Source organism: Cecembia rubra (genome assembly GCF_003014575.1).
In the GTDB taxonomy this organism is placed as follows: Bacteria; Bacteroidota; Bacteroidia; order Cytophagales; family Cyclobacteriaceae; genus Cecembia_A; species Cecembia_A rubra.
Map to the genome: position 1 here is coordinate 55,621 of NZ_PYGF01000009.1, position 13,504 is coordinate 69,124.

The window sequence follows — 13,504 nt, forward strand, 5'->3', positions numbered from 1 at the left end:
TCATTTAATTAAAGTGCATAAGCCCTTTCCCCAGGCGTATAGTCTATACATCCATCATACCTTCCGGGCGCTTCGAAATAGCGAAGCTGTTGGGTAGCTCCGATTTCAGAGGTGAAATATCCAAGAACTGTCAGGTCCTGTAACATACCTAAAACCGCTGATACATTAGACGGATCAGTTTCAATGGTGGTTTTTCCACTTGATTTCAGTTCATTCAAATAGGCAGTCCTGTCTTCCACTGTTACATCCATGAAATTTTTACCTTTGGCTTTTTCAAAATCCTTACGGATCAGGTTAAGTCCATCTACGAAGGTTTTTTGCTGTTCTGCATTATAGGTGTCTTTAACCATCATTACCATAAATGCCCCGATTCCAATTGCCTTCGCTCCAGGGGTATCTGTAGTAGGGATGATGGCTTCTCCAATTTCATCCAAAAATGCAATATCTTTTGGGGAGAAATCAAGTCCGACAATTTGGTCATCAGGTTTGCATCCTGTCAGGATCGCATTGGCGCCTACCATTGCGCCTCCCATCATCAATGCGACACTTTTTATAGCCTCTCTTCTATTCATTGCCATAATAAAATTCTTTTAATGTTAAAGATTTCCCTTTTTAAGTTCTTCTACCGCAAAACTTGCTGCCCTTGCGGTCAAAGCCATATAAGTCAGAGAAGGGTTTTGTGCTGCTGCAGATGTCATACATGCTCCATCAGTTACAAAAACATTCTTGGCATCCCAAACCTGGTTGTTTCCATTTAAGACAGATGTTTTTGGATCTCTGCCCATCCTGGCTGTTCCCATTTCATGAATTCCCTGACCAAAAGTATATCCAGCATCAAAGGTCTTTACATTTTTGAGTCCAGCAGCTTCCAGCATTTCAGCTGCATCATTCATCATGTCCACCCTCATTTTTTTCTCGTTTTCTTTAATTTCAGCATCCATTTCCAGAACAGGCAATCCCCATTTGTCCTTCACTTCTTTACTGAGTTTGATAGTGTTTTCGTGGTAAGGGAGGATTTCACCAAATGCTGTGATACCCATAGTCCATGGTCCTGGTTCGCTCAAGGCCTCCTTCAAAGGTGCACCATAATTGATTTCAGCTACATTGCGACTCCATCCAGATCTGGAAGCACCTCCTTGATAACCGAAACCTCTCAGATAATCTCTTTTGTCATCTCCTATATTTCTGAATCTTGGTATATAAATGCCGTTTGGCCTTCTTCCGAAATAGTACTTATCCTCATAACCCTCTGCTACTCCATTTGCTCCTAATCTAAAGTGATGGTCCATGACGTTGTGTCCCAGTTCACCGGAGCTACTGCCAAGACCTTCCGGCCAAATGTCCGTTGCGGTCCTCATCAGAATTGATGTGGAGTTAAATGCAGAGGCACATAAGAAAATAATTTTTGCATTAAACTCGTAGGTCTGATTGTTTTCGGCATCCAAGACTTCTACCCCAGTAGCTTTCTGGCTGTCCTTGTCATAAAGTAATCTGGTAACGATAGACCATGGTCTAAGGGTTAAATTACCGGTTTTCATGGCAGCCGGTAGGGTCGAAGATTGAGTACTGAAGTAGCCACCAAAGGGACAGCCCAACCAGCATTTGTTTCTGAACTGACATTGAACCCTGCCTTCCAGGGGCTGGGTTAAATTGGCAACCCTGCCTATGGTGATTAATCTTTTGCCTCCCCATTTTTCCTTGACCCTTGCCGCCACATCCTTCTCTACACAGTTTAGTGGCATAGGCGGTTGAAATTCCCCATCAGGAAGAATGGAATATCCATCTTTATTACCTGAAATACCTGCAAACCTTTCGACATAACCATACCAAGGTTCCAGGTCTTTGTATCTTATCGGCCAATCTACAGCTATCCCTTCCTTCAGGTTGGCTTCAAAATCTATGTCATGAAGCCTATAACTCTGCCTTCCCCAAAGGAGCGATCTTCCTCCTACTTGATATCCCCTGAACCAGGTAAATGGCTTTTTTTCAATATAAGGGGAGTCTGATTCGTGGGCCCACCAATCTAAATTCAATTCATTGAGAACATAATCTCTTTTCAAATTGGGATGATTTTCAATCATCTCTATTGTTCTTCTACCTCTGTGGGGTATTTCCCAAGGTGCTGTAGTCGCGGTTTTGTAGTCCTTCACATGTTCTACATTTTGCCCACGTTCTAATAAGAGTACTTTTAATCCCTTTTCGGTTAATTCTTTCGCTGCCCAACCCCCACTGATTCCGGAACCGACAACGATCGCATCGTACGAATTATCTGCCATAATAAATTTAAATTGATAGTTTAAAGGTCACATATTTTAATAGCCTGCTCTAAAGCTGCCATTTTATCTTTTGTTTTTGGTACAAATTCCTGACACAAATACCCCTTGAATCCGGTATCCAAAATAGCTCTAACCACTGCGGGATAGTTTATTTCCTGGGTTTCATCAATCTCGTTCCTGCCTGGATTTCCTGCAGTATGGTAATGGCCAAAATATTGGTGGTCTCTTTTGATGGTCCTGATCAGATCTCCCTCCATGATTTGCATGTGGTAAATGTCATAAAGAAGCTTGAGGTTCTCTGAACCGACCAATTTACAAAGCTCCACACCCCATGCACTTTTATCACACATGTAATCCGGGTGGTCTACTTTGCTGTTGAGTAACTCCATTATAACGGTAACACCATACTTTTCTGCTATTCCCATTACTTTTTTAAGACCTATGGCACAATTTTTTAATCCAGTCTCATCATCCATACCTTTTCGGTTGCCGCTAAATGCAATGATGTTTTTGTAACCGGCCTTTGCCATTAATGGGATTACTTCTGCATAGCCTTGGATTAATTTTTCATGGTATTGGGGATCATTGAAGCCCTGAACAATGCCAAGGTCTGCCCCGTTGCACATGGAGCATTCTACTCCGTGTTTTTGTAAAATATGCCAGTTATTAGGCCCAATTAAATCGATTGCATTGAAACCTATTTTTTTGATGCCTATACACAATTCCTCTAAGGTCATAGGATTGAAAGGCCAATGGCAAACCGCATGTTTCACATTTCCTTTCAAAGGGCCTGAAATTGTAATTGCCTTTGATTCCAAGTAGGGCAAACTACTTAGCGCTGCTGTGCCCATCACTAACTTTTTTAAGCTGTTTCTTCTGCTGTTTTCTTTCATGTTTAATTAGGTTTGTTTTGGATTTCTTTACTGACAGATTCATTCTTGAACATTACAGCGAAGAATATCACTACTAATATAGCAATGCCTGATGGAATCATCCAGATTGTTTCCCAAGCGTGCCTGCCATCAATAGATTTATATAAATCAGAGACTTGACCTGCGATAGCAAATCCGATCAACATGCCCACGCCATAGGTGGCCAATGTGATCAGGCCCTGGGCAGAAGACTGGAATTTTTCTCCGGCTTTGGCATCAGTATAAATCTGGCCGGAAACAAAAAAGAAATCATAGCAGATGCCATGTAAAGCAATGCCAATGATCAGAAGGTAAAGTCCGGAATCAGCATCTCCGATAGAGAATAGGGCGTAACGGACCACCCAAGCCAACATTCCTACAATTAGCGTTTTTTTAAGCCCGAAGCGTTTGAAAAAAACAGGAAGTAAAAGCAGGAACAATGCTTCAGAGATCTGGCCAATGGTCATTTTTCCGGTTGGGTCAGAAACTCCAATTTCTGCCAGAAATGGATTGGCATTTTGATAATAAAATGCCAAAGGAATACAGATCAGAATAGAAGAAACAAAGAATACTGCGTAATTTTTGTCTTTAAAAAGTCCTATCGCATCCAAGCCCAAAATATTTGAAAGCTTAACTTTTTGCCCTTTTTCAGCTTTTGGGGGTGTTTTTGGGAGTGTAAAGCTGTATAGTCCCAGAATCATTGAGGCAATGGATGCCATCAAGAAAGTGTTTTTCAGCATTCCGGCATTCATGTTGTCCACCGCATCCCAAAAAAAGACATAGCTAATTGTCAATCCAGAAGTGATCCAACCTATAGTTCCCCAAACCCTTATCGGAGAGAATTCCTTTTCCGGATCTTTCATTTGTCTAAAAGAAACAGAGTTTACCAAGGCCAGGGTAGGCATGTAAAGGATCATGTATATGAATATAAATGGATAAAATTCCTGGAAAGATGTCGCCTGATATGCCAAGAAAAGTGCAAAAGCTCCTAAAATGTGCAATGCCCCCAGAATTTTTTCCGCATTGAAAAATTTGTCAGCTATAAGGCCAATGATAAATGGGGCTATAATTGCCCCAAAAGATTGGGTTGAAAATGCACTTCCCACCTGGGCCCCGGAGGCCTGAAGGTTCATGCCTAAAAAAGTTCCCATGGTAACATACCAAGAACCCCAGACGAAAAATTCTAAGAACATCATCAAGGAAAGTTTTATTCTGAGTGTTAAGCTCATGGGAATCAATTATTAGTCAATCTTTGATTTTTTGAGAACGTAAACTATCAATTTTCTATTTAAAATTCAGGTTTTTTAGCTTAATTTTATTTTTGCAAGATGTGGGAATTGATTTAAAAATGATTTGTTTCGGCGTTCTTAACCACTCATAACATCTTAAAGCAATTGGTCATTTATTTAGGCTTTGATTCGAGTGAAAAAGAATCATGAATTAACTTACGAGTGAATTGAACGAAATCTGTTTAAAACAATAAACCTTTAAACCTCAAGTAACAATGACAGCTCAAAAGAAACTCAAAATGGGTATGGTAGGAGGCGGACCAGGTGCTTTTATTGGCGCTATACATAGGAACGCTGCCTTGATGGATGGATTAATAGAACTTACCGCTGGAGCTTTCAGCAGTAATCCCGAAAAATCCAGACAGGCTGGTGAAGAACTGATGTTAGATCCATCCAGGGTATATTCTTCTTATACCGAAATGATCGAAAAAGAGTTAGACTTACCTGAGTCCGAAAGAATTGATATAATCAGTATAGTTACCCCAAACAATGTCCATTTTGATCCTACCAAAAAGGCTTTAGAAAGTGGATTTCATGTGGTATTGGACAAACCAATGACACTTACCTATGAGGAAGCTCAAGAGCTGTACAAAATCATACAAAAAAGTGATAAGTTATTCTGTCTTACCCATACCTATACAGGCTACCCGATGGTGAAGCAGATGAAACAGATGATTGCACAGGGAGCCATAGGTGAAATCAGAAAGGTTTATGTGGAATATCCACAGGGCTGGCTTTATAAACTTTTGGAACATGAAAACAATAAGCAAGCGGAATGGAGAACAGACCCAGCCAGAAATGGTAAAGCAGGTTGTTTTGGGGATATAGGGACCCATGCTTTCAATTTGGCTGAATATGTTACCGGAATCAAAGTTGCCAAAATCTGTGCAGATCTGGACATCAAGGTAGAAGGAAGGCCTATAGATGATGATGGGGCTGTTTTGATGCGTTTTGAAAATAATGCCTCTGGAATTCTAACTGCCTCCCAAATCGATGCCGGTTGTGAGAATAACCTGAAAATTAGAGTTTATGGTGACAAGGGGGGCTTGGAATGGCAACAGGAGGATAATAATTCTTTAATTGTAAGGTGGCCAGGAAAGCCTGCAGAAATTTATAGAGCTGGAACAGGTTATTTGGGTTCTTTAGCCAATGAAAATACCCGTACTCCTGCCGGACATCCTGAAGGCTATATTGAGGCTTTTGCAAATATTTACAGGAATTTTGCGCGCTGCATTTATGCGCTTCGCAAAGGTGAAGAGCCGAAAACAGAATGGAGGGATTTTCCGGGAGCAGAGGACGGTATAAGAGGAATGGCCTTTATTGAGCATGTATTAGCGAGTTCAGCTTCTGAGCAGAAATGGACGCCGTTTGTTGTAAAATATTGATGATTGACGATAGTGTAAGAAGTTAGAATTAATAAATCTTTCAATTAACATTTAATGTAAAACCTATGAAAACCATAAAAGGACCTGCAATATTTCTTGCCCAGTTTGCCGATGATGTGGCACCGTTTAACAACCTGAAGAACATCTGTGAATGGATGGCAAGTGTTGGATACAAAGGAGTGCAGATTCCTTCCTGGGACGGAAGAATGATAGACTTACAGAAAGCTGCGGAAAGCAAAACTTATGCAGATGAAATCAAGGGAATAGTGCATGAAGCTGGTCTGGAAATTACAGAGCTTTCGACCCATTTACAAGGGCAATTGGTAGCAGTACACCCTGCTTACAACGAACTCTTTGATGCTTTTGCTCCTGCAAATCTTGCCGGCGATCTGAAAGGAAAATCAGAATGGGCATCGCAACAGCTTAAATATGCAGCCAAAGCCTCCGCTAACCTAGGCTTGAACGCCCATGCTACTTTTTCTGGTGCCTTGATGTGGCATACTGTTTACCCTTGGCCTCAGAGACCTGCAGGATTGGTCAACACAGGGTTTACAGAACTGGCCAAAAGATGGCTTCCTATCCTGGATACTTTTGAGGAATACGGTATAGACGTATGCTATGAACTCCATCCAGGTGAAGACCTTCATGATGGGGTTACCTTTGAAATGTTTTTGGAAAAGGTGAACAACCACAAAAGGGCCAATATCCTTTATGATCCGAGTCATTTTGTTCTGCAATGCCTGGATTATTTACAGTTCATTGATTTCTATCATGAAAGGATCAAAATGTTCCATGTTAAAGACGCTGAATTCAACCCTACCGGAAAACAAGGTGTTTATGGAGGCTATCAGAGTTGGGTAGAAAGAGCTGGTAGATTTAGATCTTTAGGTGATGGACAAGTGGATTTTAGTGGTATCTTTAGCAAACTTTCCCAATACGATTATTCAGGTTGGGCTGTATTGGAATGGGAATGTGCCATCAAGCATCCGGAGCAAGGTGCCATTGAAGGTGCCCAGTTTATAGCAGACCATATCATTAGAGTTACAGAAAAAGCTTTTGATGATTTTGCAGCTGCTGGAGCTGATGAGGCTTTCAACAAAAAAATCTTAGGAATTTAAAATTACCATCAATTTATATTTATTATGAAACTTATTAAATCTTTATCCGCGGGAGTAATTGTACTTTCTGCTATTGCTTATTCCTGTGGCGGTGGAGGATCAAATTCCTCTGAATCTTCCAGTGCTTCTTCTCAACCTGCCCCTGCTGCTTCGGCACCTGTTAGCTTGGAGGACAAATACAAGGATGATCCTGTTTTTGTGGCAGGTTCTGCCAAAGCCAAAGAATCAGGTTGTACTGCCTGTCATATGGTAGAAAGAAAAATTGTAGGACCATCTTATGCTGATGTTGCTGCCAAGTATGACAATACTGAAGCGAATGTTGCAATGTTGACAGAGCATGTACTTAATGGTTTTGTTGGCAATTGGGGTGAAGTGCCTATGCCAGCGCATCCACATTTGGCAAAAGAAGATGTGGAGACTATCGTAAAGTATGTGCTTTTGCTAAAGAAATAAAAATGAATAAAATAGTTTTAGGCCTGTTTATGGCTGCCTATTTACTCTATGCCTGTGGAGGAAAAGAGGAAAAAACAGCAGAAGAAACCTCAATAGAAACTGCCGAAAATGACTGGATCAGCCTTTTTGATGGAGAGACTTTCGAAGGTTGGTCAAAATATGGCGGTGGTGATGTTGGTGCGGCTTGGAAAATTCAGGATGGGTCAATTTATCTGGATGCATCCAACAAAGATGGATGGCAGACAGGTGATGGCGGAGATATTGTAACCAATCAAGAGTTTGATAATTTTCATTTTCAGGTGGAATGGAAGATTGCCAAAGATGGAAATTCCGGAATCATGTTTTTTGTTCATGAGTCTCCGGAATTTGCTTATCCTTGGATGACAGGCCCAGAAATGCAGGTTTTGGATAACGACGGCCATCCTGATGCCAAAATCAGAACCCATAGAGCGGGAGACTTATATGACCTGATTGAATCCAGTGAAGAGACGGTAAGACCAGTAGGTGAATGGAATTTGGCTGAAATTATTGCCGAAAATGGAAATCTTGAACTTTATCTGAATGGGGTAATGGTTGTTTCCACTACTATGTGGACCCAAGAGTGGGAAGATATGGTAGCGAATTCCAAATTCAAGGACATGCCTGGATTTGGAAAATTCCAAAAAGGTAAGATTGCCCTACAGGACCATGGTGATGAAGTCTGGTTCAGGAATATCAGAATTAAAAAGCTTTAACTATAAAAAAAACCGGATCACAGCTTGGTCCGGTTTTTTGATTTATTTGGAAATTGGATATCCATTCTTTGCCCAGTCTATGATCCCTCCATCCAAATTGTATATTTTTTCAAATCCATTTTCCTGAAGTATGTAGGCCGCCTGACTACTTCTCGCCCCTACTGTACAATACACGTATATTTCTTTGTCCCTAGGCAAGGATTGGATTTTATTTTCAAAATCTTTTTGATGAATATCGATAACTATAGCGTTAGGAATATGTCCTTGCTGGCTCTCAGCCAAGGTCCTTACATCCAGTACAATTCCATTTCCTGATTGGGAAAGTTCATGAAATTTAGAGGAGTTTACATTATGGATTTTTGCCTTTTGGACTTGGTTTTCTTGTTTTTCATCAGACTGCCTCTGTTGTGGACCACATGAAACAATTAAGAAGAATACAGTCAAAAGAAAAAGAGTCTGTTTCATAATATTCAAATTGGCATTTTTGATACAATCCACTAATTTACATCAATATTGGGTAATCCCATGTGCGTTTTATCACCGAGTATTTGGTTTTGCTCGAAAAAATATTTAAGAATTAAATCATGAAATTCAAAAAGCAAATTTTCAGCCTGTCCATTTTACTTTTTTGTATGCTGGCAATTGGTTGTCAACAATCCAAAAGAGATTCATTGGAGTCAGAAGCAAAAGAGAATTTATCTAAAAAGAAGGTTTCCATAGAAGAAATAGAAGATGGGATAAAAGCATATATAGAGCAGGAAAAAGCCATAAATGAGGGTTTTTTTCTTGTCAATGATGAGAAAGTGGAATTAAGACTTAAACTGGTGAGGGTGCATACTGAATATTTGTCCAATTTGGGTCCAAGCCGCCATTTTGCCTGTGTGGATCTTGCAGATGAAAAGGGTGATGTCTATGATGTTGACTTTTTTTTGGAAGGAGAGCCAGGGAATATGAAAGTGACAGAAACTTCACTGCACAAACTGAACGGAAAGCCAAGGTATTCCTGGAAGCAACTGGTGGATAAAACCTGGAAGAGGGTGCCGGTCGAATCGTCAACCAATGATCTTTTTGGGGTTAAAGAGGGGAGGGATTACTTTGAATTTTCCTATAAGGCATTTCTTCCCAAAATCTCAGCCAATGCTAAGGTCTGGATTCCCATTGCCCAGACAGATAGGTTTCAGGAAGTTAAAATTAAGTCAATAAAAGTACCTGGTAAACAATCTTTTCAAGAAGAAAAGAAATTTGGAAATACCATTTTGGTACTGGACGTCAATCAGGTACATAGTGGTGAGGAGATAGAGATAGTCTATGAGGTAGCCAGAAAGGAAAAAGGCCCCTATTTGGATTCAGAAGAAGAGATCAACAAATACCTTGAGCCGGATCTTTTACTTCCGGTAGGAGGAAGGTTTAAGGAGATCGCAGAAAATGCGATTAAAGGAAAGGAAAATGATGGACAATTGGTTCATGCCAGGGCATTATACGACTATATTATAGATAATATGCGTTATATGAAATTCGGGACCTATGGCACAGGCAGTGCGGACTTTGCATGTGATTCGAAAACTGGAAATTGCACGGAATTTCATTCCTTTTTTATTTCTTTGGCCAGATCGATTGGCATACCGGCAAGATTTGCAATTGGTGCCTCAATACCATCCGAAAGAAATGAGGGAGGTATAGATGGGTATCATTGTTGGGCGGAATTTTATGCTGAGGGAAAATGGTGGCCTGTTGATATCAGCGAAGGAAATAAATATACAGCACTCGCAACTTACTATTTTGGCCGTCATCCGGCTAATAGGATTGAACTGAGCAGGGGAAGGGATTTGGTGCTATCAACCATGCCAAAGGCAGGTCCAATCAATTTTTTGGCTTATCCAATTATGGAAGAAAAAGGGGAACTATTGTATCCAAAAACTGTATTTTCATTTAACCGGATCAATTAAAAAAGAAAGGCTGTCTTTTTGGTGACAGCCTTTTTTTCATTAGAAATCATTTTTTAATCCTCGGAAGAAGGATGTTCTCCACCGCTTGGATGTTCGTCTCCTGAATGTTCATCATCACTTGGATGTTCTTCATCTGAAGGATGCTCGTCTTCAGATGGATGTTCATCTGTTTGCTCTGTTTGGTCCTCAGCTTTTTTGTTCCCACAGGAAGTCATTGTCGCTCCAAATACAAATCCGAAAACGATCAACAAAGCAAGGAGTGATCTTAGTCTTTTCATTAACATAATTAAGTTTTTTGATGATTGTTGGTTTTGAAGAAAGTCTAAATTACAAAATTATTTCAATATTTTGTATAATCTATCGAAATATTAGCTTGAATAGGTCTGGTGATCAGGTATAAAAAGGACTCCTTATTCCAAGGATTAGCTTACTATTTTGAGGCGAATTTTTTCTATAAGATCAGTCAAACTCGCATTCCACACTTCATTATTCTGATTAAAATTGAGCTGTTTTAAGTGTTTTGCTAATGTTTTTTTGATTAAATGGCGCCAAGGGAGCCCATAACTCACTCATGCGTAAGAATCATTGCCTCAAGCCTATTGTAACACTTCTCTGACAAACCGATATAATCAGCATTTTTTTGATAGGGAGCAGGGTCAATTGGTGAAGAGAAATAGATGCGGACCTTTCCTGGTTTCATAAGTATTGAACCTCTCATCATGATTTTATCCGCACCTATTACTGCCATTGGAAGTATAGGAATGCCTGTTTCTACAGAAATTCTAAATGCACCACGTTGAAATGGCAAGAGTGTTTGTTCTGTATTATTTCTGGTTCCTTCTGGGGCCACTACAATTGAAATTCTGTTTTCCAGAATTTTCAAAAGCCTCTCTACTGAAACTTTCCTGGAAGATGCATCCTTTCTATCTACCCAAACGGCTACTCTTGAAACTACAAATCCAAAGAAAGGTATCTTAGATAATTCCTTTTTACCTATAGCACGAATTTCCTGTGGAATTGCAATGGGTATTACAGGAGCATCTATAAATGAGCGGTGATTGAAAATATAAATGTAGGGCTGATTGGGATGGACAAATTCTTTTCCATGAATTTCATAGCGGATACCGGACATGAAGGACCAGATTTTGGCCCAAAGTCTTATGAAGAAGAAAGAAACTTTCCCTGCTTTTGGGCTTAAAATCAGAGGAATTACAACAAATAAACCTAAAACCAACATTAAAATAATGAAAATCAATGCAGAATACAGGGTGTAAACCCACTGGAGTATTTTCATTTTCTTTATTATTTGATTAATTTTGTGTTATCGAAAATAATTAATCTAACTCTTTGCTTGCATGCCCCTGAAGCGCTTTTCAGGGGCCCTTTTTTTAATAGGCGATCAGTGATTTTAATTTTTCTCTGAACCTCCCCAGCGGCAAGAAATTTTTTTCAAGACTTGGGGCAAATGGAACGGGAGTGTCAAGACTGCCTTCCCTCATTACTGGAGCATCTAAAAGCTCAAAACAATGCTCAGATATCCAAGCTGCGATTTCAGCGCCTATCCCTCCGGTCAGACAGTCTTCCTGAAGGAAAATCACTTTTCCTGTTTTCTCAACTGTTTTCTTGACAGCTTCTTTGTCCCAAGGCAATAATGTTCTAAGGTCTAATATGTCTGCATCAATTCCCAATTCTTCTGTAACATTCATTGCCCAATGAACCCCCATCCCATAGGTAATAATACTGAGGCTGTTTCCTTCTTTTATTAATTTGGCCTTTCCTACTTCTAAGGTATAATAATCCTCAGGAACCTCCCCTGAAATCGATCTGTAAAGCGCCTTGTGCTCGAAGAAAAGGTATGGATTAGGATCTTCAATGGCTGCATTTAGCAATCCCTTGGCATCAAATGGATTAGAAGGATAGACTATTTTTAATCCTGGAGTATGGAAAAACCAGGCTTCATTTGATTGTGAGTGGAATGGCCCTGCGGCAACACCCGCTCCTGTTGGCATTCTGACTACCACATCGGCATTCTGGCCCCAGCGGTAATGTATTTTTGCAAGGTTATTGACGATCTGATTGAAGCCACAACTTACAAAGTCCGCAAATTGCATTTCTACCATGGATTTGTAACCTTTGATAGAAAGTCCAAGGGCAGTACCGATAATAGCACTTTCACATAAGGGGGTATTTCGGACCCTTTCCCTTCCAAAATGGTCAATAAATCCCTCTGTAACTTTGAACACCCCTCCATAAGTTCCAATATCCTGACCCATCAGAACTAAATTAGGAAACTTTTCCATGGATTGTTTTAGACCATCTGAAATAGCATCCACAAATCTTTTTTCAGATGCCTTTTCTCCTGCCTGTATTACATTTGCCTCATAGGGTGCATAGATATCCTGAAATTCTTCTAGTGAATTTGGAGAAATTGCTTCCTCAGCAAAGGCTATTTCCAATCCTCTGTTGATGGCTACCTTTATTTTCTTATTGATTTTTTCTTTTATTTCAGGGCTCAACACCCCAGTCCTTTCCAGGTATTTTTCATAGTTGCTCACAGGATCTTTGAGGGCCCATGTTTCCATAAGTTCTTTAGGGACATACTTTGTACCAGACGCCTCCTCATGTCCTCTCATCCTAAATGTGATTGCCTCAACCAATACCGGCCTAGGGTTTTTTCTAAGATCCTCGGCCAAGGTTTTGATGGAGTCATATACCTCTAATACATTGTTGCCATCAATGCGAATAGTTTCCATCCCATACCCAGGGCCTTTTTCAGTAAAATATTTAAAGGCAAATTGCTCTTCACTTGGAGTGGAAAGTCCGTAGCCATTATGTTCAACGATGAAAATTACAGGCAATTTCCAAACAGCGGCTACATTTAAGCCTTCATGAAAATCCCCTTCTGAACTCGCACCATCCCCAGAGAATACCAAGCAGACTTTTTGTTCTCCTGAAAGTTTATGGGCAAGTCCGATTCCATCTGCTATGGCCAATTGAGGACCTAAATGGGAGATCATGCCTACGATATGGTGTTCTTTGCTACCAAAATGAAAGGACCTGTCTCTGCCTTTTGTAAATCCGGATTTTTTTCCCTGAAATTGGGCAAACAGCTTTTCTAGAGGTAATTCCCTGCCAGTGAAAATGCCCAGATTCCTGTGCATGGGGAGGATATATTCATCTTTATGCAAGGCATTGACTGCCCCAATGGAAATGGCTTCCTGGCCCCAGCCGCTGAACCATTTAGAAATCTTGCCCTGGCGGAGTAATATCAGCATTTTTTCTTCTATCCGCCGGGGCATTAAAAGTGATTCGTATAAATTTAATAAGGTTTGATCATCGTAAGATTTTCTATTGAAAGATATAGCCTGTTTCGCTTCGATCAATTTGGACAT

The 13,504-nt window shown here is 40.2% G+C and carries 13 protein-coding genes; 5 read left to right on the top strand and 8 right to left on the bottom strand.

Going from position 1 to position 13,504, the window contains the following annotated elements:
- Positions 1-8 precede the first annotated feature (8 nt).
- Genes CLV48_RS15155 through CLV48_RS15170 form a run of 4 tightly spaced genes read right to left on the bottom strand, consistent with a single transcriptional unit; the run spans position 9 to position 4,416 of the window.
- Positions 9-578 (bottom strand): gluconate 2-dehydrogenase subunit 3 family protein, encoded by a 570-nt coding sequence (locus CLV48_RS15155; RefSeq protein WP_106568143.1) that lies wholly within the window; start codon positions 576-578, stop codon positions 9-11.
- Positions 579-596: 18 nt separating this feature from the next.
- Entirely contained in the window at positions 597-2,276 is a 1,680-nt protein-coding gene (locus tag CLV48_RS15160; protein ID WP_106568144.1) for a GMC oxidoreductase, read from the bottom strand.
- Between the two features lie 20 nt (positions 2,277-2,296).
- The gene (locus CLV48_RS15165; protein ID WP_106568145.1) at positions 2,297-3,169 is read right to left on the bottom strand and encodes a hydroxypyruvate isomerase family protein; all 873 of its coding nucleotides are present in this window, start codon (positions 3,167-3,169) and stop codon (positions 2,297-2,299) included.
- 2 nt (positions 3,170-3,171) lie between these two features.
- Positions 3,172-4,416 carry a nucleoside permease gene (locus CLV48_RS15170; protein WP_106568146.1) on the bottom strand — a complete coding sequence of 415 codons (1,245 nt, stop codon included), beginning with the start codon at positions 4,414-4,416 and terminating at the stop codon, positions 3,172-3,174.
- 275 nt (positions 4,417-4,691) lie between these two features.
- On the opposite strand from CLV48_RS15170, the gene CLV48_RS15175 reads away from it, so the two are divergent.
- From CLV48_RS15175 to CLV48_RS15190, 4 genes are all read left to right on the top strand, one after another.
- Positions 4,692-5,861 (top strand): Gfo/Idh/MocA family protein, encoded by a 1,170-nt coding sequence (locus CLV48_RS15175; protein ID WP_106568147.1) that lies wholly within the window; start codon positions 4,692-4,694, stop codon positions 5,859-5,861.
- Positions 5,862-5,926: 65 nt separating this feature from the next.
- Positions 5,927-6,979 (top strand): sugar phosphate isomerase/epimerase family protein, encoded by a 1,053-nt coding sequence (locus tag CLV48_RS15180; RefSeq protein WP_106568148.1) that lies wholly within the window; start codon positions 5,927-5,929, stop codon positions 6,977-6,979.
- A 24-nt stretch (positions 6,980-7,003) separates the two neighbouring features.
- Positions 7,004-7,432 carry a c-type cytochrome gene (locus CLV48_RS15185; RefSeq protein WP_106568149.1) on the top strand — a complete coding sequence of 143 codons (429 nt, stop codon included), beginning with the start codon at positions 7,004-7,006 and terminating at the stop codon, positions 7,430-7,432.
- Positions 7,433-7,434: 2 nt separating this feature from the next.
- Positions 7,435-8,166, top strand: a complete 732-nt coding sequence (locus tag CLV48_RS15190; RefSeq protein ID WP_106568150.1) for a 3-keto-disaccharide hydrolase — start codon at positions 7,435-7,437, stop codon at positions 8,164-8,166.
- Positions 8,167-8,208: 42 nt separating this feature from the next.
- Here the strand turns inward: CLV48_RS15190 and CLV48_RS15195 are convergent, their stop codons facing one another.
- Positions 8,209-8,631, bottom strand: coding sequence for a rhodanese-like domain-containing protein (locus CLV48_RS15195; protein WP_106568151.1), 423 nt, complete (start codon positions 8,629-8,631; stop codon positions 8,209-8,211).
- 119 nt (positions 8,632-8,750) lie between these two features.
- On the opposite strand from CLV48_RS15195, the gene CLV48_RS15200 reads away from it, so the two are divergent.
- A complete protein-coding gene (locus CLV48_RS15200; protein WP_106568152.1) occupies positions 8,751-10,112 on the top strand; it encodes a transglutaminase-like domain-containing protein in 1,362 nt (453 codons plus the stop codon).
- A gap of 53 nt (positions 10,113-10,165) precedes the next feature.
- Here the strand turns inward: CLV48_RS15200 and CLV48_RS15205 are convergent, their stop codons facing one another.
- From CLV48_RS15205 to CLV48_RS15215, 3 genes are all read right to left on the bottom strand, one after another.
- Positions 10,166-10,390 carry a hypothetical protein gene (locus tag CLV48_RS15205; protein ID WP_245889573.1) on the bottom strand — a complete coding sequence of 75 codons (225 nt, stop codon included), beginning with the start codon at positions 10,388-10,390 and terminating at the stop codon, positions 10,166-10,168.
- Positions 10,391-10,677: 287 nt separating this feature from the next.
- Positions 10,678-11,406 carry a lysophospholipid acyltransferase family protein gene (locus CLV48_RS15210; RefSeq protein ID WP_106568154.1) on the bottom strand — a complete coding sequence of 243 codons (729 nt, stop codon included), beginning with the start codon at positions 11,404-11,406 and terminating at the stop codon, positions 10,678-10,680.
- A gap of 94 nt (positions 11,407-11,500) precedes the next feature.
- On the bottom strand, positions 11,501-13,504 hold the full coding sequence (locus tag CLV48_RS15215; RefSeq protein ID WP_106568155.1) for an alpha-ketoacid dehydrogenase subunit alpha/beta: 2,004 nt from the start codon (positions 13,502-13,504) through the stop codon (positions 11,501-11,503).

Bases quoted from the DNA above. Each gene is read 5' to 3' on its own strand.
- CLV48_RS15155 (WP_106568143.1), bottom strand. From the start codon at position 578: ATGGCAATGAATAGAAGAGAGGCTATAAAAAGTGTCGCATTGATGATG.
- CLV48_RS15160 (WP_106568144.1), bottom strand. From the start codon at position 2,276: ATGGCAGATAATTCGTACGATGCGATCGTTGTCGGTTCCGGAATCAGT.
- CLV48_RS15165 (WP_106568145.1), bottom strand. From the start codon at position 3,169: ATGAAAGAAAACAGCAGAAGAAACAGCTTAAAAAAGTTAGTGATGGGC.
- CLV48_RS15170 (WP_106568146.1), bottom strand. From the start codon at position 4,416: ATGAGCTTAACACTCAGAATAAAACTTTCCTTGATGATGTTCTTAGAA.
- CLV48_RS15175 (WP_106568147.1), top strand. From the start codon at position 4,692: ATGACAGCTCAAAAGAAACTCAAAATGGGTATGGTAGGAGGCGGACCA.
- CLV48_RS15180 (WP_106568148.1), top strand. From the start codon at position 5,927: ATGAAAACCATAAAAGGACCTGCAATATTTCTTGCCCAGTTTGCCGAT.
- CLV48_RS15185 (WP_106568149.1), top strand. From the start codon at position 7,004: ATGAAACTTATTAAATCTTTATCCGCGGGAGTAATTGTACTTTCTGCT.
- CLV48_RS15190 (WP_106568150.1), top strand. From the start codon at position 7,435: ATGAATAAAATAGTTTTAGGCCTGTTTATGGCTGCCTATTTACTCTAT.
- CLV48_RS15195 (WP_106568151.1), bottom strand. From the start codon at position 8,631: ATGAAACAGACTCTTTTTCTTTTGACTGTATTCTTCTTAATTGTTTCA.
- CLV48_RS15200 (WP_106568152.1), top strand. From the start codon at position 8,751: ATGAAATTCAAAAAGCAAATTTTCAGCCTGTCCATTTTACTTTTTTGT.
- CLV48_RS15205 (WP_245889573.1), bottom strand. From the start codon at position 10,390: ATGAAAAGACTAAGATCACTCCTTGCTTTGTTGATCGTTTTCGGATTT.
- CLV48_RS15210 (WP_106568154.1), bottom strand. From the start codon at position 11,406: ATGAAAATACTCCAGTGGGTTTACACCCTGTATTCTGCATTGATTTTC.
- CLV48_RS15215 (WP_106568155.1), bottom strand. From the start codon at position 13,504: ATGTCCAAATTGATCGAAGCGAAACAGGCTATATCTTTCAATAGAAAA.